Consider the following 18,032-nt stretch of genomic DNA (forward strand, 5'->3'; position numbering starts at 1 on the left):
CGCCCTGCCCCTACTGGAGAGCCCATGCTGACCGCGCAACAACGTGCCATCGTCAAATCCACCGTACCGCTGCTGGAAAGCGGCGGCGAGGCACTGACCACCCATTTCTACCAAATCCTGCTGGCCGAACACCCCGAGGTGCGGCCGTTCTTCAACCAGGCGCACCAGGCCAGTGGCGACCAGCCCCGGGCGCTGGCCAACGGTGTGCTGATGTACGCCCGCCACATCGACAAGCTGGAGCAACTGGGCGGGCTGGTGGCGCAAATCATCAACAAGCATGTGTCGCTGCAGATCGAGCCGGCGCACTACCCCATCGTCGGCGCCTGCCTGTTGCGCGCAATTCGCGAGGTGCTGGGTGCGGAGATCGCCACCGACGAGGTGCTGGCCGCCTGGGGCGCCGCTTATGGGCAACTCGCCGACATCCTGATCGGCGCCGAAGAGAAAATTTATGCGGAAACAGCCGGGGCGCCGGGTGGCTGGCGCGGTGCGCGCCGTTTTATCGTGGCGCGCAAGGTCCCCGAGAGCGCAGAAATCACCTCGTTCTACCTGCGGCCCGAAGACGGCGCAGCGGTGGCAGACTTTCAACCGGGTCAGTACCTCGGCCTGAAGCTGGTGATCAACGGCGAGGAAATTCGCCGCAACTATTCGCTCTCGGCAGCCCCCAATGGCCGCGACTACCGCATCAGCGTGAAGCGTGAGCCGGGCGGCGTGGCGTCGTGCTACCTGCATGACGAGCTGCAGGAAGGCGGCGGGCTGGACGTGTTTCCGCCCGCCGGCGAGTTTGTGCTGGCGGACGGCGACAAGCCGGTGGTGCTGATCAGCGGCGGCGTCGGCATTACACCGACGCTGGCCATGCTGGACGCCGCACTGCAGAGCCAGCGGCCGGTGCACTTCATCCACTTTGCGCGCAACAAATCGGTCCATGCGTTCCGCGACGCGCTGGCCACGCGGCAGGCGCGGCACGCGCAACTGCAGCACTTTTACGTCTATGACGAGCATGCCGGCGAGGCAGACAGGCCTCACGCCACCGGCCTCGTCGACAGCGGGCAACTGGCCCAATGGCTGCCGGCTTCGCGCGATGTGGACGCCTATTTCCTGGGCCCCAAGCCCTTCATGCGACGGGTCAGGCAACAGCTGCGCGAGTTGGGCGTGCCTGAATCGCAGACCCGTTACGAGTTTTTTGGCCCGGCCAGCGCGCTGGACTGAGGCCGCGCCATCGCGAAGCCATGCCGGCGGAGCATGCCGCCGGCATGTTGACGTGCGTGTAAATATTCACAAAAAACACGATTACACAGCGCTGCAACAAGGCAATAACGCAAAAAATTGGTGCACTGCGGAACAAAGTCACTTGACGCGCATGTTGGGGAGGCAGACCATCACTAACACCTTGTAACGCCCTACAAGCCGTTTTGCAGAGGGGCGAGCCGACTTGATGTGACAAATATCAAATCGGCCATCAACCAGATGGGAGCATGCACCATGAATTTCCACGATCTGTTTGGCCTGAAAAGCCGTCCCAAACCGCTGCCGGTCAAACCCAAGGCCAAGACCAGGGCCATCGCCGCCGAAGGCCCGCCCACCATCGAAGATGGGTCGGCCAATTCCTTGCGGCGCCAGCTGGTCCAGGTTCTGCTGCGCGATGTCATGCGCCGCCATGGCATTCCACCGGGCTGGCTGGACTGCCAGATGCTGGTCGTCTCCAGCCGCAGCCGTGGGGAGGGCATGTATGTGCGCCTCGTCATGAAGCACTGGGACTCCCGCCTGCTGAACTATGCGGTCGCTTTCCAGAAAGCGCTGATGGTCGACATCATGCGTTTTGAGCCGCATGCCGCCGAGTGGCTGTATGGCATCTCATGGCAGCTGGAAGTCGGCGACACCTGCCCTTACAAGGAACTGCCGGACCGCTCGGTGTGGCAAGAGCCGGCCCGAAAATCGTTCCACGAGCCGTCCCACGCGCCTACCCACGCGCCGACCCCAAAGCCGGCCCAAAAACCATCCCATGAGCCCGACCCCCAGAGCGAACTGAAAACCGATCTGGAGCGCATTTTTGCGATACGCGACTCAGACATGCTGATGCGCGGAGAACAGGCCAGCCACCCGGCGAGCTCCTACGCAAAAACGGTACCCCAGAAGCTGCCCAACCACTGATGGGGACCCGGGGCCTGCGCCCCGCCCCATGGCTGCTTGCAGCTTGCTGCTTCGTTCGTGCTTCCTGCTTCCTGCTTCCTGCTTCCTGCTTCCTGCTTCCTGCTTCCTGCTTCCTGCTTCCTGCGTCCTGCTTCTGGCTTCTTGCTTAATACGCGCCGATGTAGTCTTTCTTGCCGACTTCCACACCGCTGTGGCGCAGGATGGCATAGGCCGTGGTGGTGTGGAAAAAGAAATGCGGCAAGCCGTAATTGAGCAGGTAAGACTGTCCGGTAAACCGCTTTTCCTTGGGGGTGCCGGCCTGCGTGACGATCTCGCGCGTGGCGGCCTCGTCAAACTTCCCCGCATCCAGCCCTTCCAGAAACGCCAGCACCGTGGCAACACGCGCCTGCAGGTCTGCAAAGGTCTGCTCGCTGTCTTCGAGCTTGGGCACCTCCACGCCGGCCAGCCGCGCTGACACGCTTTTGGCGAAGTCAGTGGCCACCTGCACCTGGCGCAGCAGCGGGAACATGTCGGGGAACAGGCGCGCCTGCAGCAAGGCGGCGGGCTCGATCTTTCTGGCGGCCGCGTGCGCTTCTGCCTTGCTCAATACCTCCCTGAGTCCGCCCAGCATCTGCTTGAAGACGGGAATGGAGGTGGTGTACATGGGACTGGTCATGAATTCTTTCGTGAAGGGATGGAAACGGAAACCCGGGAGGGAACCCTGGATTCTCGCCTGTTATCGCCAGGTTCGGGGGCGAGCGCCTGGCACCGCACGCAGACCGCCCGCCGCAGGCCACGGGCTTCCGCGGAAAAAGATAAGATGTCTCACGATTTTGACGACCCACCATCCTTTTCGCCAGTCCCGCCCGCGGACTTTTCACAAAGGCTCTCCCATGAACGCCCCCCTTTCCAGCAGTGCCATGCGATCTGTCCTGGCCGCCGACCTGGCCGCCCTGCCCCTGATCGAAAAATGGGTCTCGTTTGCCTCGGTGTCGCGCGACAGCAACCTGCCCATCATCGAATGGACACGCGAGCAGCTGGAAGCGCTCGGTGTGCAATGCCGGCTGACGTACGACGACAGCGGCAACAAGGCCAATCTGTGGGCCACGCTCCCGGCGGAAAACGGTGAAACGAAAGCGGGCGGACTGGTGCTGTCGGGCCACACCGATGTGGTGCCTGTCGATGGCCAGCCATGGGATACCGATCCATTTGCCGCAAAGATCGTGGGTGACCGGCTCTATGGCCGCGGCGTCACGGACATGAAGAGCTACGGCGCCACGGCGCTGATGATGGTGCCCGAATTGCTCAGGCGCAAGCTCAAGCGCCCCGTGCACCTGGCCTTCAGTTATGACGAGGAAGTCGGCTGCATCGGCGTGCGCCGCCTGATCGCCGACATGGTGGCCCAGGGCTACACGCCCGCCGGCTGCATCGTGGGCGAGCCCACCGGCATGCAGGTGGTGATTGCGCACAAGGGCAAGCATGCCTACAAGACGTCAGTGCGCGGCTTCGAGGCGCACTCCTCGCTCACGCCGCTGGGCGTCAACGCCGTCGAGATCGCCTGCGAATTCGTCGCCCACCTCAAGTCCATGCACCGCAGGCTGGTTGCCGAGGGGCCGTTCGATGCGATTTACGACGTGCCGCACACCACCATCCACACCGGTGTGATTGCCGGCGGCACCGCGCTCAACATCATTCCGCGCGACTGCGATGTGACCTGGGAAATTCGTCACCACCACATGAACTCGCCGGAGGCGCTGTTCCATGAGGCCAAGGCATTTGCCGACAGCCTGCTGCCGGCCATGCAGGCCGTGGCCCCCGGGACCGGCATCACCCACAAGCTCAACTCGGTGCTGCCCGGTTTCGCCACCGATGCGGACAGCGCGATTGCGCAGCTGTGCTTCAGATGCGCAGGCGTGGACAGCAGCACTGGTGCCGGCAAGGTGTCGTTTGGCACGGAAGCTGCATTGTTCCACCAGGCTGGTGTGCCGACCATCGTGTGCGGCCCCGGCCATATCGCGCAGGCGCATCAACCCAATGAATGGGTCACGCTGGAGCAACTGGCCTGGTGCGAGCGCTTCATGCGCCGCCTGGCTGACGAAATCTGCGTGAACTGACTCCAGTAACCAACAGAAAGAACAAGCAATGGACCGCAGAGATTTCATGGCCGCAGGCCTGGCACTTGGCGCAGGCACCGTGCTGGCACAGGCGAATCCCAAACTGGCACGCATCGTGGTGCCCTTCGCCCCGGGCGGCGTGCAGGACATCCTGGCCCGATCGATGTCTACCGAACTGGGCGTCGCGCTGGGCCAGACGGTGATCGTGGAAAACCGGCCTGGCGCCGGCGGTACGGTGGGCACCGGCTATGTGGCCAAATCCCCGGCTGACAGCGGCGCCATGGTGCTGGCGGCGGCCAGCCACAACATCGCCGGCTCGCTCTACACCAAACTCAGCTACGACCCGCAGAAAGACTTTGCACCCATGGCGCACATCGGCACCGCCGACTATGTGCTGATGATCCACCCCGATGTGCCGGCCAAAACCGCGGGCGAATTCATCCGTCATGCCAAGGCCAACCCCGGCAAGATGAACTACGCCACCGCCGGCGTCGGCAGCGCGACGCACCTCTCGATGGCCTACTTCAACGGCCTGGCCGGCATCGATGTGGTGCATGTGCCGCTCAAGGCCACGGGCGAGGCCATCAACGAGGTGATTTCCGGCCGTGCGCAGGCCGTGATTGCCGCCAGCATAGGCGCGCTGGCGTTTGCCAAGGACAGCCGCATCCGTCTGGTGGGCGTGACGTCGCCGAAGCGGTCCAAGTATCTGCCCGACGTTCCGACCATTGCCGAAAGCGGACTGCCGGGCTACCAGTTCAACTCCTGGTTTGGCCTGCTGGGCCCTGCCGGCACGCCGGCGGCCGACATCACCCGCGTCAATGCGGCCATGGCCAGGCTGCTGAAAGATCCGATCATCCTGGAGCGTCTGGACAAGCAGGGCATTGAGCCGCAGGCCATGAGCAACGCGGACTTTGCCAAGCTGCTGGCGGTGGATTACGAACGCATGGCCAATGTCGTCAAGGCATCAGGCGCCAGGATCGAATAGGCGGACGAACGCGTCCCAACCGAATTGTCCCGACAGTGTCGCCTTACTTCAGGCTGGCCATGCCCGCCGTGGTGCCCAGGTAACGTTCAAGCACCGTCATCTCCTCCGGCGTCGGTGCGCCCTTTCCGGTGATCACCGCGTACACATGGCCCCTGAAACCTTCACGCGGGTAATAGCCAACGTAGCCCCAGCCGATCAGCATCTGGGAATAAACGCTGGGGGCGAATGTGGCGTTGTTGCTCGCGACCTCCTGCGCGTTGACGCGCAGCTTTTGCGCACCGGGCGCCGAGGTGAATGCCAGCACCGCAGGCGTATCGGCCGGCAGGCGGTCCGCGCCGATCAGCTGCACCGTCTGGCCCTTGGCATCCAGCCAGCTGGCCCGCGGCTGGCCGTTGGTGAACCCGAGCTCCGAGGCCTGGCGCGCCTCTGCCTTTGAGGCCTGGAACACCACGCCGGTGTTGCTTTTCCCCGGGATGCTCACGCAAGCCAGGGCGAAGTGGGCGTCCTCGATGTTGTAAGGAACCCGGTTCTTCGGGCGAGGCTGCACGCCCGCTGCCGGGGCCGATTTCTTGCACCAGAAGCCGAAGGTATCGGGCGCCGTGTGGTCCGAGCTCCTCCGGCCGTTCGTCACGCGCAGGACGGGCAATGACATCGCACCCATGGTGCTGCTGTCCTTGTTGGTCCAGTTGATCATTTCCATCGCATTGCCCGGGCTGGAGCCATAGCCGGAGTCCGAAATGGCGCGAACCACCTGGCCCGCCGCAGCGGGTGCACCCAGCAGGTAATCGGTGTGCCCGTCGGCAAGCTCCCACTTGCAGGCACCGTATTTGGCAATGATGGCCAGTGCGGCATCGGCCAGGCTGGTGGCAGCGTAGGCCGCCGGGTCGGCCAGGGAGAACACCTTGCGCGGCGGCGGCAGCGGGCCCGTCCACTGGCCGGCGCCCGTGTAGCTGAGCGTGGCGACCTCGCTCTCCGCCGGCGTGTAGGTGAAGCTGTCCTGGCCATTCGGCCCGGCCGGCAGTGTCAGCCGCGACTTGCTCAGCGTGCCCTTCCCTTTCAAAGCCACCGCCAGTGAGACGGGCCGGCCGAGGTTGCCACGAGCATAGACGGTGATCGTGAGGGGCGCGCCGGCCAGCGCATAGCCCGGGCCATCGTCGAAGAGCAGGGCCTGTTCCATGCCGGCAGAGGCCTTGAGGACGCCGGACACCAGCGGCTCCAGCGTCTGGTTCTGGTGCCAGCCCGGCACATGGTTGATGGCGTAGTTGTGGATGGGCCAATGATTGCCCCCCATCCAGCTGTAGATCTCGCAACCTGATTCATAGGCATGGGTGATGGCCCGCAGGAACATCGGCTCCCAGCGCGGGTCGTCTATCGGCATCCCGATCTCGGTCAGCGCCAGCCGGACACCCGCGGCCCTGGCCCAGCCGGTGGCCTTTTTGAGCCGCTCCAGGCCGGTGCCGGGGTGGATGGCGCCGGCGCCGAATCCTGCACTGAAGTTCTTCGCCACCTCGGCGTCATAGTCAAACGAGGCGCCATTGCTGAACGCATCCAGGTACATGTGAACTTCATAAATCAGGTTGTTGCCACGCAATGGAAAGCCGGGATTTTTGGTTCCGATGACCATGGCCGAGCTGTACTGGTTTCCCGCCACATAAATGGGATTGGCCGTGTCGATGGCGCGAATGGCTTCGATCGCCGCCTGCGCATAGGCGGGCCAGATGGTGAGGTCTTCCGCCCCCTTCACGGCTTCTTCATTCGACGCAATCACCCCGCCGGGCTTGGGCATGTCGTGGGGCTCGTTCATCAGGCCATAGCCGCCAAACCCCGGGTGATTCCGCCATTTCGTCGCGGCGCGCGCCCAGAAATCCACGAAGTGGGCCTGTGTGAGCGTGGCGCCAGGCGCCAGCGAAAAAATCCGCACCTGCACCTGGGCCGCCTCGGTGGTGTAGGGCCGCAGCAAGGGATTCGGCGGCGTGGTCAGGCCGATGACGGACCCGTCGGGCTGAAACCGGAAGTCCTGGTAACGGCCATAGTTGTGGTTGTCAATGATGCATTTCATGCCGACCGCCGCGTGGGCATCCAGCACGCCCGTGATGTAGGCCTCATACGTGGGGTGAAAGGCGCCCGGGTTGCCAATCGCCGCCTTCGCCGCTGCGTTGGCCGGGGTGTCGTGCAGCATCGGCTGCAACAGCTCCCACTGGATGGGCAAGCGGTTTCTCGTGTAGCCACAGGCCGCCAGGTAGGCCACATCGACCTTGCGCGGGACGGTGAAATGCAGATTGGGCGCACTGCTCATGCCATAGCGCAGCCCTGGCTTGGCCCATTCCATGCCCGAAAGATTGGTGCCCATCGCCACCCGGGCGGTGTTTCTGCCGTCGGGCTGCGCCGCCCCCTTGTCCGGCAGAGGGCCCGCCGGTGCTGCCCGCGCCGCCGGGATCAGGGAGCCAAAGGTGGCCAGCGTGGCCACCGCGGCGGCGGCTTGCGAAAATTCACGTCTTTGCATGGAGCTTGTTTTTCTTCCTGGGCTGGCCGAAAAGCCGGGCCCATCGGGATATTGGTTTGGACCTTGGTTTGAACCTTGGTCTGTACTGGTCTGAACCTTAGTTTGATGCCAAGCCCCGGTCTGGCAAATGAAACACCCGCAACAATTCCCGGCAGCGCTGGCGCCATGTATACATGGTGCCGGCAAATTGCCCGCATGACTGGTAGCGCTATCGTCGATAGAATCGGCCCATGAACCATGAGGACACGCCAACGGACACCCAGACGCGACGAACCCGCCGGGGCAGCGGCGCCGTCACCCTGCATGACGTGGCCAAGCTTGCCGGCGTGGCGCCCATCACCGCATCGCGCGCCCTGAACACCCCCGCCCAGGTTTCGGCCGAGGTGCTGAAGAAGGTCACCGACGCGGTGGAGCGTACCGGCTACGTGCCCAACCGGCTCGCCGGCGGCCTGGCTTCATCGCGCAGCCGCCTGGTCGCGGCGGTTGTGCCCACCCTCAACGGCCCGGTGTTCCTGGAAACCGTGCAGGCCCTGACGGATGCCCTGGCCGAACAGGGCTACCAGTTGATGCTCGGCCAGAGCGGCTATGTGGATTCGCGCGAGGATGCCCTGCTGGACGCCATCATTGGCCGCCGGCCGGATGGCATTGTGCTGACTGGCATCATGCATTCCCCCGAGGGGCGCAAACGCCTGCTGGCCGCCGGCATACCCGTGGTCGAGACCTGGGACCTCACGCCCACCCCGCTGGACATGCTGGTCGGCTTTTCCCACGTCGATGTCGGGCGCGCGGTGGTTGATTTTCTCTATGCCAAGGGACGGCGCCGCCTGGCGATCGTGGCGGGCGACGACGAGCGTTCGACGCGCCGCCACCAGGCCTTCCAGGCGGCGGCACGGGCGGCGGGCCTGCCCGAGGTCCGGATGGTGACCGTGCCCGCCCCCACCACCGTGAAAAGCGGCCGCAATGCGCTGATCGAGCTGATGCAGAACGCAGGCGGCATTGATGCCGTCTTTTGCAGTTCCGACTTGCTGGCGCTGGGCGTTCTGACACAGGCCCAAGCCAGCGGCATCGCGGTGCCGGGGCAACTGGCCGTCGTGGGCTTTGGCGACCTGGAATTTGCCGCCGACCTGAACCCCGCCCTGACAACGGTGCGCATTGATGGCACGGCCATCGGCCGCCAAGCCGCCCGCTTCATTGTGGAACGGGCGGAAGGCCGGCCGGTGGAGCAGCGGGTCATCGACATCGGCTTCACGATTGTCGAGCGCGACAGCGCCTGATGGACGCCGGGCAGCGGCCGGATAGCGGCCGGTATTTGCCCCCGCCCATGACCGGACGACCGGACAGGCCCACAAAGGTCTGGAGATGCCTGAAGAGGTCAGGAAATGTCTGGAGATGCGCGGATCTGCCCGACAGGCCGGATATGGGCCTGATGGATACCTGATACGTAATACCCCTCATCAATTTTTGCTTGATTTTTTAAAACGGTAGCGCTACCATTCAGATCTCAGATGGTAGCGCTACCTTGCAATGATCAAGGCGCCGAGTCTGTCTAACCATCCACTTCTTCATGGACCTCTTTCGCATGACCACCCCGCAAGAACTCAAGAAAATCATCTCCTACGGCCTGCTCTCGTTCCCCCTGACCGACTTCGACAGCCAGTTGCGCTTTGCCGCAAAGCCTTTCGCCGAGCGGCTGGAGTGGCTCATGCCCTACGGCGCCACGGCGCTGTTTGCAGCCGGCGGCACCGGCGAGTTTTTCTCGCTGGAGCCGCAAGAGTACAGCGACGTCGTGCGCACCGCGATCCAGACCTGCCAGGGCCGCATGCCCATCATTGCCGGCGCGGGCGGCGGCACCACGCTGGCGATTCGCTACGCGCAGGAAGCCGAGCGGCTGGGCGCCCAGGGCATTTTGCTGCTGCCGCACTACCTGACTGAGGCGACACAAGAGGGCTTGGTGGCCCACGTCGAGGCGGTGTGCAAGAGCGTCAAGTTCGGCGTGATCGTCTACAACCGCGCCGGCTGCCGCCTGACGCCGGAGTCCCTGCTGATACTGGCCGACCGCTGCCCCAACCTGATCGGCTTCAAGGACGGCATCGGCGACATCGAGTCCTTCGTCACCATTCGCCGCAAGCTGGGCGACCGCTTCGCCTACCTCGGCGGGCTCCCCACGGCGGAGGTCTTTGCCGGTGCCTACCAGGCCATGGGCTGCCCGGTTTATTCGTCTGCCGTGTTCAACTTCATTCCCCGCACGGCGATAGAGTTTTACAACGCGCACCATGCCGGCGACACCGCCACCACCAACCGCCTGCTGGACGAGTTCTTCCTGCCCTACATTGCGCTGCGCAACCAGGGCCAGGGCTACGGCGTGAGCATCGTCAAGGCCGGCGCCACGCTGGTGGGCCACACCGCCGGACCGGTGCGCCCGCCGCTGTCGGACCTCAAGCCCGCCGAGATGGAACAGCTCGGCCAGTTGATCGCCAAACTCGGCGCCCAGTGAGCGCCGCCATCCCACGAGACATCTTCATGAAAAAACTTTTATCTACCCTCGTGATGGGTCTGGCCGCAGCGGCCATCGCCGCAGGCGCACAGGCCCAAACCTGGCCCACCAAGAGCGTGTCGCTGGTGGTGCCCTTCCCGGCCGGCGGCTCGACCGACACCGTCGCCCGTGCCATCGGCCCCAAGCTCACCCAGAGCCTGGGCCAGCCTTTTGTCGTCGACAACAAGGCCGGCGCGACCGGCACCATTGGCGCCACACTGGTCAAGCGCGCGGCGCCCGACGGCTACACCTTCCTCGTGACGTCACTCGGCCCGCTGGTCATTGCACCGCATTTGATCAAGGGCATGCAATACGACGCGCTGAAAGACTTTGACCTCATCACCGTCGCCGTCCAGGCGCCCAACGTGCTGGTGGTGCCGGCCAACTCGCCCTACAAGACCGTCGGCGCGCTGGTGGCCTACAACAAGATGAATCCCGGCAAGATGTCCTTCGCCTCCTCCGGCAACGGGTCGAGCGACCATCTCACGGCCGAGCTGTTCTGGCAGCTGACCGGCACCAGCGGCGCACACATTCCCTACAAGGGCGGGGCACCGGCCATCACCGACCTGCTTGGCGGGCAGGTCGACGTCTCGTTCCAGAACATCAATGCCGTGGTGCAGCACATCAAGTCCGGCAAGCTGAAAGCCCTGGCCATCACCTCGCAAAAGCGCTCCGCGATCCTGCCCGACGTCCCCACGTTCGGCGAGGCCGGCGTGAAAGGCCTGGAGGTGTACTCCTGGCAAGCCGTCGTGGCGCCCAAGGGCCTGCCCGCCGACGTGCGCAACAAGGCCCATGCCGCCGTCATTGCCGCGCTCAATGACCCGCAGGTCAAGCAGCAATTCGTGTCCGTCGGCTTTGAAATCGTCGGCAACACGCCGGCCCAGTTCGCCGCCTTCCAGCAGCAGGAGTTTGCGCGCTGGAAGAAAGTCATAGACACTGGAAAAATTACCGCCGATTGAGGCTGATTCAACGATTCAAGATTCAAAGCGATTGAGACCCCTTCCATGTCCAACATGCCCAACACCTCCACACCCCTGATCACCGAGCTGCGCGTGATCCCGGTCGCCGGCCGCGACAGCATGCTGCTCAACCTGAGCGGCGCGCACGGCCCCTTCTTCACACGCAACCTGCTGATCCTCACCGACAATTCCGGGCGCACCGGCGTGGGCGAGGTGCCTGGCGGCGAGAAGATACGCCAGACCCTCGAAGACGCGCGCCCGCTGGTGGTGGGCCAGCCGATAGGCGCCCACCAGCGCGTGTTGCAGCAGATGCAGCAACAGTTCGCCGACCGCGACAGCGGCGGGCGCGGGCTGCAAACCTTCGACCTGCGCACCACCATCCACGCGGTGACGGCCGTTGAGTCGGCACTGCTGGATTTACTGGGCCAGCACCTGGATGTGCCGGTCGCCGCATTGCTGGGCGAAGGCCAGCAGCGCGAGGCGGTCGAGATGCTGGGCTACCTGTTCTTTGTGGGCGACCGCAGCAAGACGGACCTGCCCTACAACAGCGAACCAAATGCCGACAACGCCTGGTCACGGATACGCCACGAAGAAGCACTGACCCCCGAGACCATCGTGCGGCAGGCCGAAGCGGCGCAGGAGCGCTACGGTTTCAACGACTTCAAGCTCAAGGGCGGCGTGCTGCGCGGCGAGGAAGAAATCGAGGCCGTGACGGCGCTGCACGAGCGCTTTCCGAACGCGCGGGTGACGCTGGACCCGAACGGCGGCTGGCTGCTCAAGGACGCCATCCGCCTGATGCGCGACATGAAAAATGTGGTGGCCTACGCCGAAGACCCCTGCGGCGCTGAAGAGGGTTTCTCGGGCCGCGAGGTCATGGCGGAGTTCCGCCGCGCCACCGGCCTGCCCACCGCCACCAACATGATCGCCACCGACTGGCGGCAACTGCAACACGCCCTGTCGCTGCAATCGGTGGACATTCCGCTGGCCGACCCGCATTTCTGGACCATGGCCGGCTCGGTACGCGTGGCACAGACCTGCCGCGACTGGGGCCTGACCTGGGGCTCACACTCCAACAACCACTTCGACGTGTCGCTCGCCATGTTCACCCATGTCGGCGCAGCCGCGCCAGGCCGCGTGACGGCCATCGACACGCACTGGATCTGGCAGGACGGCCAGCGCCTCACCAAGGAGCCGCTGCAGATCGTGGGCGGCCTGGTACAGGTGCCGAAGAAGCCCGGCCTCGGTGTCGAGCTCGACATGGCCGAGGTGGAGAAAGCCCACCAGCTCTACAAGCAGCACGGCCTGGGTGCACGCGATGACGCTGTCGCCATGCAAAGCCTGATTCCGGGCTGGAAATTCAACCCCAAGCGCCCTGCGTTCGACCGCTGAAAATTGGTGGCTCAAAATTGGCCACCGAAACATACCGAAAGACGACAACCGATGTTTAAAAACCTCATCAACGGCGACTGGGTCGAAGCCCCGGGCGTCACGCGCAACATCAACCCGTCGGACACGCGAGACCTGATCGGCGAATACGCCAAGGCCGACGCCGCCCAGACGAAGGACGCCATTGCCGCCGCACAGGCGGCTTTCCCGGCCTGGTCGCTCAGCACGCCGCAGCAGCGCTTCGACATCCTCGACGCGGTGGGCAGCGAGATCCTGGCGCGCCGCGCCGAACTCGGCGATCTGCTGGCCCGTGAGGAAGGCAAGACCCTGCCGGAGGCCATTGGCGAAGTCGCCCGCGCCGGCAACATCTTCAAGTTCTTTGCCGGCGAGGCATTGCGTCCGGGCGGTGAAGTCATGCCTTCCGTGCGCCCCGGTGTCGGTGTCGAGATCACGCGCGAACCGGTGGGCGTGGTCGGCATCATCACGCCGTGGAATTTTCCCATCGCCATTCCGGCCTGGAAGATTGCGCCAGCCCTGGCCTACGGCAACTGCGTCGTCTTCAAACCCGCCGAACTGGTGCCCGGCTCGGCCTGGGCGCTGGCCGACATCCTCTCGCGCAGCGGCCTGCCCAAGGGCGTGTTCAACCTCGTGATGGGCCCCGGCTCACAAGTCGGTGCCACCCTGCTCGACGACGCCCGCATCGCCGCCATCACCTTCACCGGCTCCGTCGGCACCGGCAAGCGCGTTGCCGCGGCCTGCGTCGGGCGCATGGCCAAGTTCCAGCTCGAGATGGGCGGCAAAAACCCCATGGTCGTGCTCGACGACGCCGACCTCGGCGTGGCCGTCAACTGCGCGGTGCAAAGCGGTTTCTTCTCGACAGGCCAGCGCTGCACCGCGTCCTCACGCGTCATCGTGACGGAAGGCATTCACGACCGCTTTGTGGCTGCCGTGGTGGAGAAACTGCGCAGCCTCAAGGTCGACGACGCCCGCAAGACCGGCACCGACCTCGGCCCCGTGGTTGACGCCAGCCAGCTCGCGCAAAACCTGAAGTACGTCGAGATCGCCCGCGGCGAAGGCGCCACGCTGGCCTATGGCGGCGAAGCCCTCGAGCACAACGCCGACGGCCAGCCCGGTTTCTACATGCGGCCCGCACTGTTCACCGACACCACGGCCGGCATGCGCATCAACGGCGAAGAGGTGTTTGGCCCGGTGGTCAGCGTGCTGCGCGCCAAAAACTACGACGAGGCCTTGCACCTGGCCAACGACACGCCCTTCGGCCTGGCCGCCGGCATTGCCACCACTTCGCTCAAGTACGCCACGCACTTCAAGCGCCACTCGCAGGCCGGCATGGTGATGGTCAACCTGCCGACGGCCGGGGTGGACTACCACGTGCCCTTCGGCGGCCGCAAAGGGTCAAGCTACGGCCCGCGCGAGCAGGGCCGCCATGCGGCCGAGTTTTACACCACGGTCAAAACGGCTTATACACAGGCCTGAGCAGGCCTGAGCCCCAGTCCCGATCCCCGGGGCTTGAGCACCTGCCGCCAGGTAGTCGCTCAGGCATCGCCATGGACGCTGTGAAGACAGCCTCCGCTGCAAGGCGAATACCCGCGTAGGCAAGAGGCTTGCGGCCTTGTCCGACACACTGCGCGCCGCAAAACTGGTAGCTTGAAAGGACATCCTTCGGAGGATGAACTTTCTGGAGCATTGACATGTCACGCAGCAACACCAGCCTGACACGCGCGAAGACCGGCGACACACTCCCCAGCCCGCATCCGCACCCTCCCGACCACGAAGCGGGCGATGACACCAGCGCCAGCACGCTGATCGAGTCGCCCGTGCCGCCCGGCGGCGGCAAACTGGTCCAGCATGACTTTCCCGATGGCGGGGGCAGCGGCGGCGCGGAAGCCTATCGCCGCAAGCAAAACTGAGCCGCGCCACGCAGCGTCCCGTGAAGCTGGCCACCTTCAACGTCAACGGCATCAAGACCCGGCTGCCAAATCTGCTGGCCTGGCTGGAGAAAGAGTCTCCCGACCTGGTCTGCCTGCAGGAACTCAAGGCGCTGGACAGCGTTTTTCCCCAGGCTGAACTGCGTGAGGCGGGGTATGGCGCCCTGTGGAAGGGCCAGCGCTCCTGGAACGGCGTGGCGATTCTGGCCAAAGGCGCCAACCCGCTGGCGATCCGGCGAGAACTGCCCGGCGACCCCGCCGACGACCACAGCCGCTACCTGGAAGCCGCGGTGAACGGCATCGTCGTGGCCTGCCTGTACCTGCCCAACGGCAATCCGCAACCCGGCCCCAAGTTTGACTACAAGCTCGCATGGTTCGAACGCCTGAACCAGCACGCGCTGGGGCTTTACCGCTCCGGTCATCCGGTGGCGCTGGCCGGCGACTTCAATGTGGTGCCCACCGACTTTGACATCTACAACCCGAAGTCGTGGCTGAAGGACGCCTTGCTCCAGCCGGAAAGCCGCGCCGCCTATAAACGCCTGCTATCGCAGGGCTGGATCGACAGCCTGCGCCACCTGCATCCCGACGAGCGCATCTACACCTTCTGGGATTATTTTCGCCAGCACTGGCAAAAGAACTCGGGGCTGCGCATCGACCATATCCTGCTCAACGCCGAACTGGCGCCACGCCTCAAAGGCGGCGGGGTAGACCGATGGGTGCGCGGGGAAGAGCACGCCAGCGACCACGCACCGGCCTGGGTTGAGCTCGCTGAACAGGACGCGGCACAGGCGTAACCTTCAGGCACAAAACCTTCGCGATCCTGACCCGATGGTGAACCGATAGTGAACCGATGATGAACCGATGTCATCAAGGCATCAGCCCGACAGCGCAGCCTGCTCCATCCGCAGGGCGGGCTGAAACGCACCCGCAACCCGGAGGTCAACGCGGAGGTCAGCGCCGCGCCGGGCCTGCAGCAGGGCCGCCAGCCACTCGTCAATCAAGGCCGGGTCGGTGATGGTCTTGAGCAACTGGTAGGCGGCTTCGGCTTCCGGAAAACGGCGGCGCAAAAAATTCAGCCACTGCTTGAGCCGGCCGGGCCGGGCGCGCGCATCCAGGCGGCTGCAGACCACGTGCCAGAAATCCGCCAGCAGCGGTACAAGCTCCGCCCACGTGATGCCCGGCTCGTGCCCGCCAGCGGCCGGGTGACCCATAGCCGCCTTGATGGCCAGGCCCAGGCCGGGGTCGGCCACCGCGCCGCGGCCAATCATCAGCATGCTGCAGCCCGAAGCGTCGCGGCAGCGGCGTGCGTCCTCCACCGTCCAGATTTCGCCGTTGGCCACGACCGGGATCTTGACCGCGGCGCGGATGTCGGCGATGCGCTCCCAGTAGGCCGGCGGTTTGTAAGCCTGCGCCTTGGTACGGGCGTGCACCACCAGCTCGCCGGCGCCACCCTCTTCGATCGCCAGCGCACATTCGACGGCGCGCGAGTCGTCGCTGTAGCCCAGCCGCATCTTGGCCGAGACCGGCATGCCGGCCGGCACGGCGCGGCGTACCGCGCCGACGACGGCTGTCAGGGTTTCGGGCTCCTTGAGCAGGGATGCACCGCCGCCGTGGCGGTTGACGACGGCGGCCGGACAGCCAAAGTTGAGGTCAATGCCCGCGGGCCCGAGCGTGGCCAGCCGCGCCGCGTTCTCGGCCATACAGCCCGGGTCGGAACCCAGCAGTTGCGCGCGCACCGGCACGCCGGCCAGCGTGCGGCCACCGTTGTGCAGCTCGGGCACGATGCGGGTGAACACGCGCTCGGGCAGGAGCTGGTCGGTGATGCGGATGAATTCGGACACGCAGCGGTCTATGCCGCCGACCCGCGTCAGGATGTCGCGCAGGACAAAGTCCAGCAGGCCCTCCATCGGGGCCAGCAAAATTGTTGCGTGTGGTGCAGCCTTCATCTCGTCAAACTTCTATCTCAAACTTCTATCTATTTGGCAGCCAATCGCCACAAGGACGTGACTTCTGCCGCGCGCGCTGCATGCAGCGCGTCGGTCGGGTCCGAGGCTTTGGGGTGATGCGGTTGCGCGTCGAGCCGGTCCACCACCTTGAGTCCTGCAGCGTCAATCGCAGCCAGCAGCCACGCGCGCGTGCGCAGGCCCAGGTGTTCGGCAATGTCCGACAGGATCAGCCAGCCCTCGCCCTTCGGTTCCAGGTGCGCTGCCAGACCGCCCAGAAAACCCAGCAGCATGCGGCTGTCTTCGTCATACACCGCGTGCTCGACCGGCGAGCCGGGACGCGCCGGCAACCACGGCGGGTTGCAGACGATGATGTGGGCCCGGCCTTCGGGGAACAGGTTGGCCTCGCGCACTTCGACCTGCGGAAATCCGAGCCGTTTGAGGTTGTCCCGCGCACAGGCCAGCGCGCGCGGGTCCTGGTCTGTGGCCACCACGCGCTGCACGCCGCTGCGCAGGGCCAGCACGGCGGCCAGCACACCGGTGCCGGTGCCGATGTCAAAAGCCAGCAGGTCCTCGGTGCCCTCGCGCACGGGGGCCTGGGCCACCAGGTCAATGTATTCGCCGCGCACCGGCGAGAAAACGCCGTAATGCGGATGGATGCGGTTGTGCGGCCCGTCTTCACCAAGGGCCGGGATGGGCACGCCCTTGCGGCGCCACTCGTGCGCGCTGATGAAGCCCATCAGCTCGCGCAACGATGCGACCGATGCGATATTTGAGGCCGAAGCAAGTTCCGCCGACAGGCCGCCCTTAGGCGGAACAGCCCCTTCCGCCGGTGAAAGGGGCAGCGTACCGCCGGAGGCACGCGAAGCGACAAGCGTGGGGGCAGAAGAAGCCGGACCCCACGCTTCAGAACAAGCCTTCTTTGCATCGGGCGCGCGGCGCAGGGGAATGCTGTAGTCCGCGTCAAACGGGATCAGCACCATGCCCAGCACGCGGGCGCGCTGCGCCTGTGCCTGGCGGTGCAGGTGAAAGGCTTCCGGGAACACCGGCGCAGGCGCTTCAACCTGGACGCTGGGCTCTCCAGCCTTCTGGTCCTTGACGCGCTTCTCGCGCTTGGGTTTGGCCGGCTTGTCGACACGGCGCGCCAGCGCCTGCAGCAGCAGCCGCGCGTTCTGGAAGTCACCCCGCCAGAGCAGGCCGGTACCCTCACAAGCCAGCCGGTAAGCGGTGTCGGCCGCCATGCTGTCATCTGCAATCACCACGCGCTTGGGCGGCGCGGCCCCGCGCTCGGAACGCCAGCGCGCCGAATGGGCCTGGTTTTCCTTGCCCTCGGTCCAGTGAATGAGGGGATGGGCAGTGGCAGAGGTGGCAGGAGCGGCAGGTGAAACAGACATCAGGGGCAGACAGGTAAAGAAGGTGAAAGCAAAAAACAGCCAACTGTTTTAACAGATGGCGCCCTCTTCCGGCCTGCCTGGGGCCATTTCAGGCCGCCGCAGAGCTCAAAACACCGCCGAAACGAAAAAAACGGCCCGCAAA

Annotated in this window: 15 protein-coding genes; 11 read left to right on the forward strand and 4 right to left on the reverse strand. The window is 65.1% G+C overall.

The window, feature by feature from the left end:
• Positions 1–24: 24 nt before the first annotated feature.
• Positions 25–1,206: an NO-inducible flavohemoprotein gene (hmpA, locus tag AC1DUR_RS14845; RefSeq protein WP_477719611.1), complete on the forward strand. Its 1,182-nt coding sequence runs from the start codon at positions 25–27 to the stop codon at positions 1,204–1,206.
• Between the two features lie 273 nt (positions 1,207–1,479).
• Complete coding sequence (locus tag AC1DUR_RS14850) at positions 1,480–2,148, forward strand: hypothetical protein (RefSeq protein WP_477719612.1); 669 nt, start codon at positions 1,480–1,482, stop codon at positions 2,146–2,148.
• Between the two features lie 145 nt (positions 2,149–2,293).
• Here AC1DUR_RS14850 and AC1DUR_RS14855 read toward each other — a convergent pair whose 3' ends face one another.
• Complete coding sequence (locus AC1DUR_RS14855; RefSeq protein WP_477719613.1) at positions 2,294–2,803, reverse strand: DUF1993 domain-containing protein; 510 nt, start codon at positions 2,801–2,803, stop codon at positions 2,294–2,296.
• 217 nt (positions 2,804–3,020) lie between these two features.
• On the opposite strand from AC1DUR_RS14855, the gene argE reads away from it, so the two are divergent.
• Both argE and AC1DUR_RS14865 read left to right on the forward strand, forming a co-directional pair.
• Entirely contained in the window at positions 3,021–4,241 is a 1,221-nt protein-coding gene (gene argE, locus AC1DUR_RS14860) for an acetylornithine deacetylase (RefSeq protein ID WP_477719614.1), read from the forward strand.
• A 28-nt stretch (positions 4,242–4,269) separates the two neighbouring features.
• Positions 4,270–5,226, forward strand: a complete 957-nt coding sequence (locus AC1DUR_RS14865) for a tripartite tricarboxylate transporter substrate binding protein (protein ID WP_477719615.1) — start codon at positions 4,270–4,272, stop codon at positions 5,224–5,226.
• A gap of 43 nt (positions 5,227–5,269) precedes the next feature.
• On the opposite strand, the gene AC1DUR_RS14870 is transcribed toward AC1DUR_RS14865, so the two are convergent.
• Positions 5,270–7,729, reverse strand: a complete 2,460-nt coding sequence (locus AC1DUR_RS14870; protein ID WP_477719616.1) for a glycoside hydrolase family 5 protein — start codon at positions 7,727–7,729, stop codon at positions 5,270–5,272.
• A gap of 230 nt (positions 7,730–7,959) precedes the next feature.
• Between AC1DUR_RS14870 and AC1DUR_RS14875 the strand changes: the two genes are divergently transcribed.
• The 7 genes from AC1DUR_RS14875 (at position 7,960) to xth (ending at position 15,347) form a co-directional block, all read left to right on the forward strand.
• Positions 7,960–9,003, forward strand: coding sequence for a LacI family DNA-binding transcriptional regulator (locus AC1DUR_RS14875; protein ID WP_477719617.1), 1,044 nt, complete (start codon positions 7,960–7,962; stop codon positions 9,001–9,003).
• 305 nt (positions 9,004–9,308) lie between these two features.
• A complete protein-coding gene (gene kdgD / locus AC1DUR_RS14880; protein WP_477719618.1) occupies positions 9,309–10,223 on the forward strand; it encodes a 5-dehydro-4-deoxyglucarate dehydratase in 915 nt (304 codons plus the stop codon).
• Positions 10,224–10,249: 26 nt separating this feature from the next.
• A complete protein-coding gene (locus tag AC1DUR_RS14885) occupies positions 10,250–11,221 on the forward strand; it encodes a Bug family tripartite tricarboxylate transporter substrate binding protein (RefSeq protein WP_477719619.1) in 972 nt (323 codons plus the stop codon).
• Positions 11,222–11,275: 54 nt separating this feature from the next.
• Positions 11,276–12,610 (forward strand): glucarate dehydratase, encoded by a 1,335-nt coding sequence (gene gudD / locus AC1DUR_RS14890; protein WP_477719686.1) that lies wholly within the window; start codon positions 11,276–11,278, stop codon positions 12,608–12,610.
• A gap of 51 nt (positions 12,611–12,661) precedes the next feature.
• A complete protein-coding gene (locus AC1DUR_RS14895; RefSeq protein ID WP_477719620.1) occupies positions 12,662–14,101 on the forward strand; it encodes an aldehyde dehydrogenase family protein in 1,440 nt (479 codons plus the stop codon).
• Positions 14,102–14,316: 215 nt separating this feature from the next.
• Positions 14,317–14,535: a hypothetical protein gene (locus tag AC1DUR_RS14900; RefSeq protein ID WP_477719621.1), complete on the forward strand. Its 219-nt coding sequence runs from the start codon at positions 14,317–14,319 to the stop codon at positions 14,533–14,535.
• 20 nt (positions 14,536–14,555) lie between these two features.
• Positions 14,556–15,347, forward strand: coding sequence for an exodeoxyribonuclease III (gene xth / locus AC1DUR_RS14905; protein ID WP_477719622.1), 792 nt, complete (start codon positions 14,556–14,558; stop codon positions 15,345–15,347).
• Positions 15,348–15,428: 81 nt separating this feature from the next.
• Here the strand turns inward: xth and AC1DUR_RS14910 are convergent, their stop codons facing one another.
• Both AC1DUR_RS14910 and AC1DUR_RS14915 read right to left on the reverse strand, forming a co-directional pair.
• On the reverse strand, positions 15,429–16,499 hold the full coding sequence (locus AC1DUR_RS14910; RefSeq protein WP_477719623.1) for a tRNA dihydrouridine synthase: 1,071 nt from the start codon (positions 16,497–16,499) through the stop codon (positions 15,429–15,431).
• Positions 16,500–16,528: 29 nt separating this feature from the next.
• Positions 16,529–17,890, reverse strand: coding sequence for a methyltransferase (locus AC1DUR_RS14915; protein ID WP_477719624.1), 1,362 nt, complete (start codon positions 17,888–17,890; stop codon positions 16,529–16,531).
• Positions 17,891–18,032 lie beyond the last annotated feature (142 nt).

It is taken from the genome of Polaromonas sp. P4_F4, from assembly GCF_056401355.1.

Coding starts and splice junctions, on each gene's coding strand:
- hmpA (WP_477719611.1), top strand. CDS start 25: ATGCTGACCGCGCAACAACGTGCCATCGTCAAATCCACCGTACCGCTG.
- AC1DUR_RS14850 (WP_477719612.1), top strand. CDS start 1,480: ATGAATTTCCACGATCTGTTTGGCCTGAAAAGCCGTCCCAAACCGCTG.
- AC1DUR_RS14855 (WP_477719613.1), bottom strand. CDS start 2,803: ATGACCAGTCCCATGTACACCACCTCCATTCCCGTCTTCAAGCAGATG.
- argE (WP_477719614.1), top strand. CDS start 3,021: ATGAACGCCCCCCTTTCCAGCAGTGCCATGCGATCTGTCCTGGCCGCC.
- AC1DUR_RS14865 (WP_477719615.1), top strand. CDS start 4,270: ATGGACCGCAGAGATTTCATGGCCGCAGGCCTGGCACTTGGCGCAGGC.
- AC1DUR_RS14870 (WP_477719616.1), bottom strand. CDS start 7,729: ATGCAAAGACGTGAATTTTCGCAAGCCGCCGCCGCGGTGGCCACGCTG.
- AC1DUR_RS14875 (WP_477719617.1), top strand. CDS start 7,960: ATGAACCATGAGGACACGCCAACGGACACCCAGACGCGACGAACCCGC.
- kdgD (WP_477719618.1), top strand. CDS start 9,309: ATGACCACCCCGCAAGAACTCAAGAAAATCATCTCCTACGGCCTGCTC.
- AC1DUR_RS14885 (WP_477719619.1), top strand. CDS start 10,250: ATGAAAAAACTTTTATCTACCCTCGTGATGGGTCTGGCCGCAGCGGCC.
- gudD (WP_477719686.1), top strand. CDS start 11,276: ATGCCCAACACCTCCACACCCCTGATCACCGAGCTGCGCGTGATCCCG.
- AC1DUR_RS14895 (WP_477719620.1), top strand. CDS start 12,662: ATGTTTAAAAACCTCATCAACGGCGACTGGGTCGAAGCCCCGGGCGTC.
- AC1DUR_RS14900 (WP_477719621.1), top strand. CDS start 14,317: ATGTCACGCAGCAACACCAGCCTGACACGCGCGAAGACCGGCGACACA.
- AC1DUR_RS14910 (WP_477719623.1), bottom strand. CDS start 16,499: ATGAAGGCTGCACCACACGCAACAATTTTGCTGGCCCCGATGGAGGGC.
- AC1DUR_RS14915 (WP_477719624.1), bottom strand. CDS start 17,890: ATGTCTGTTTCACCTGCCGCTCCTGCCACCTCTGCCACTGCCCATCCC.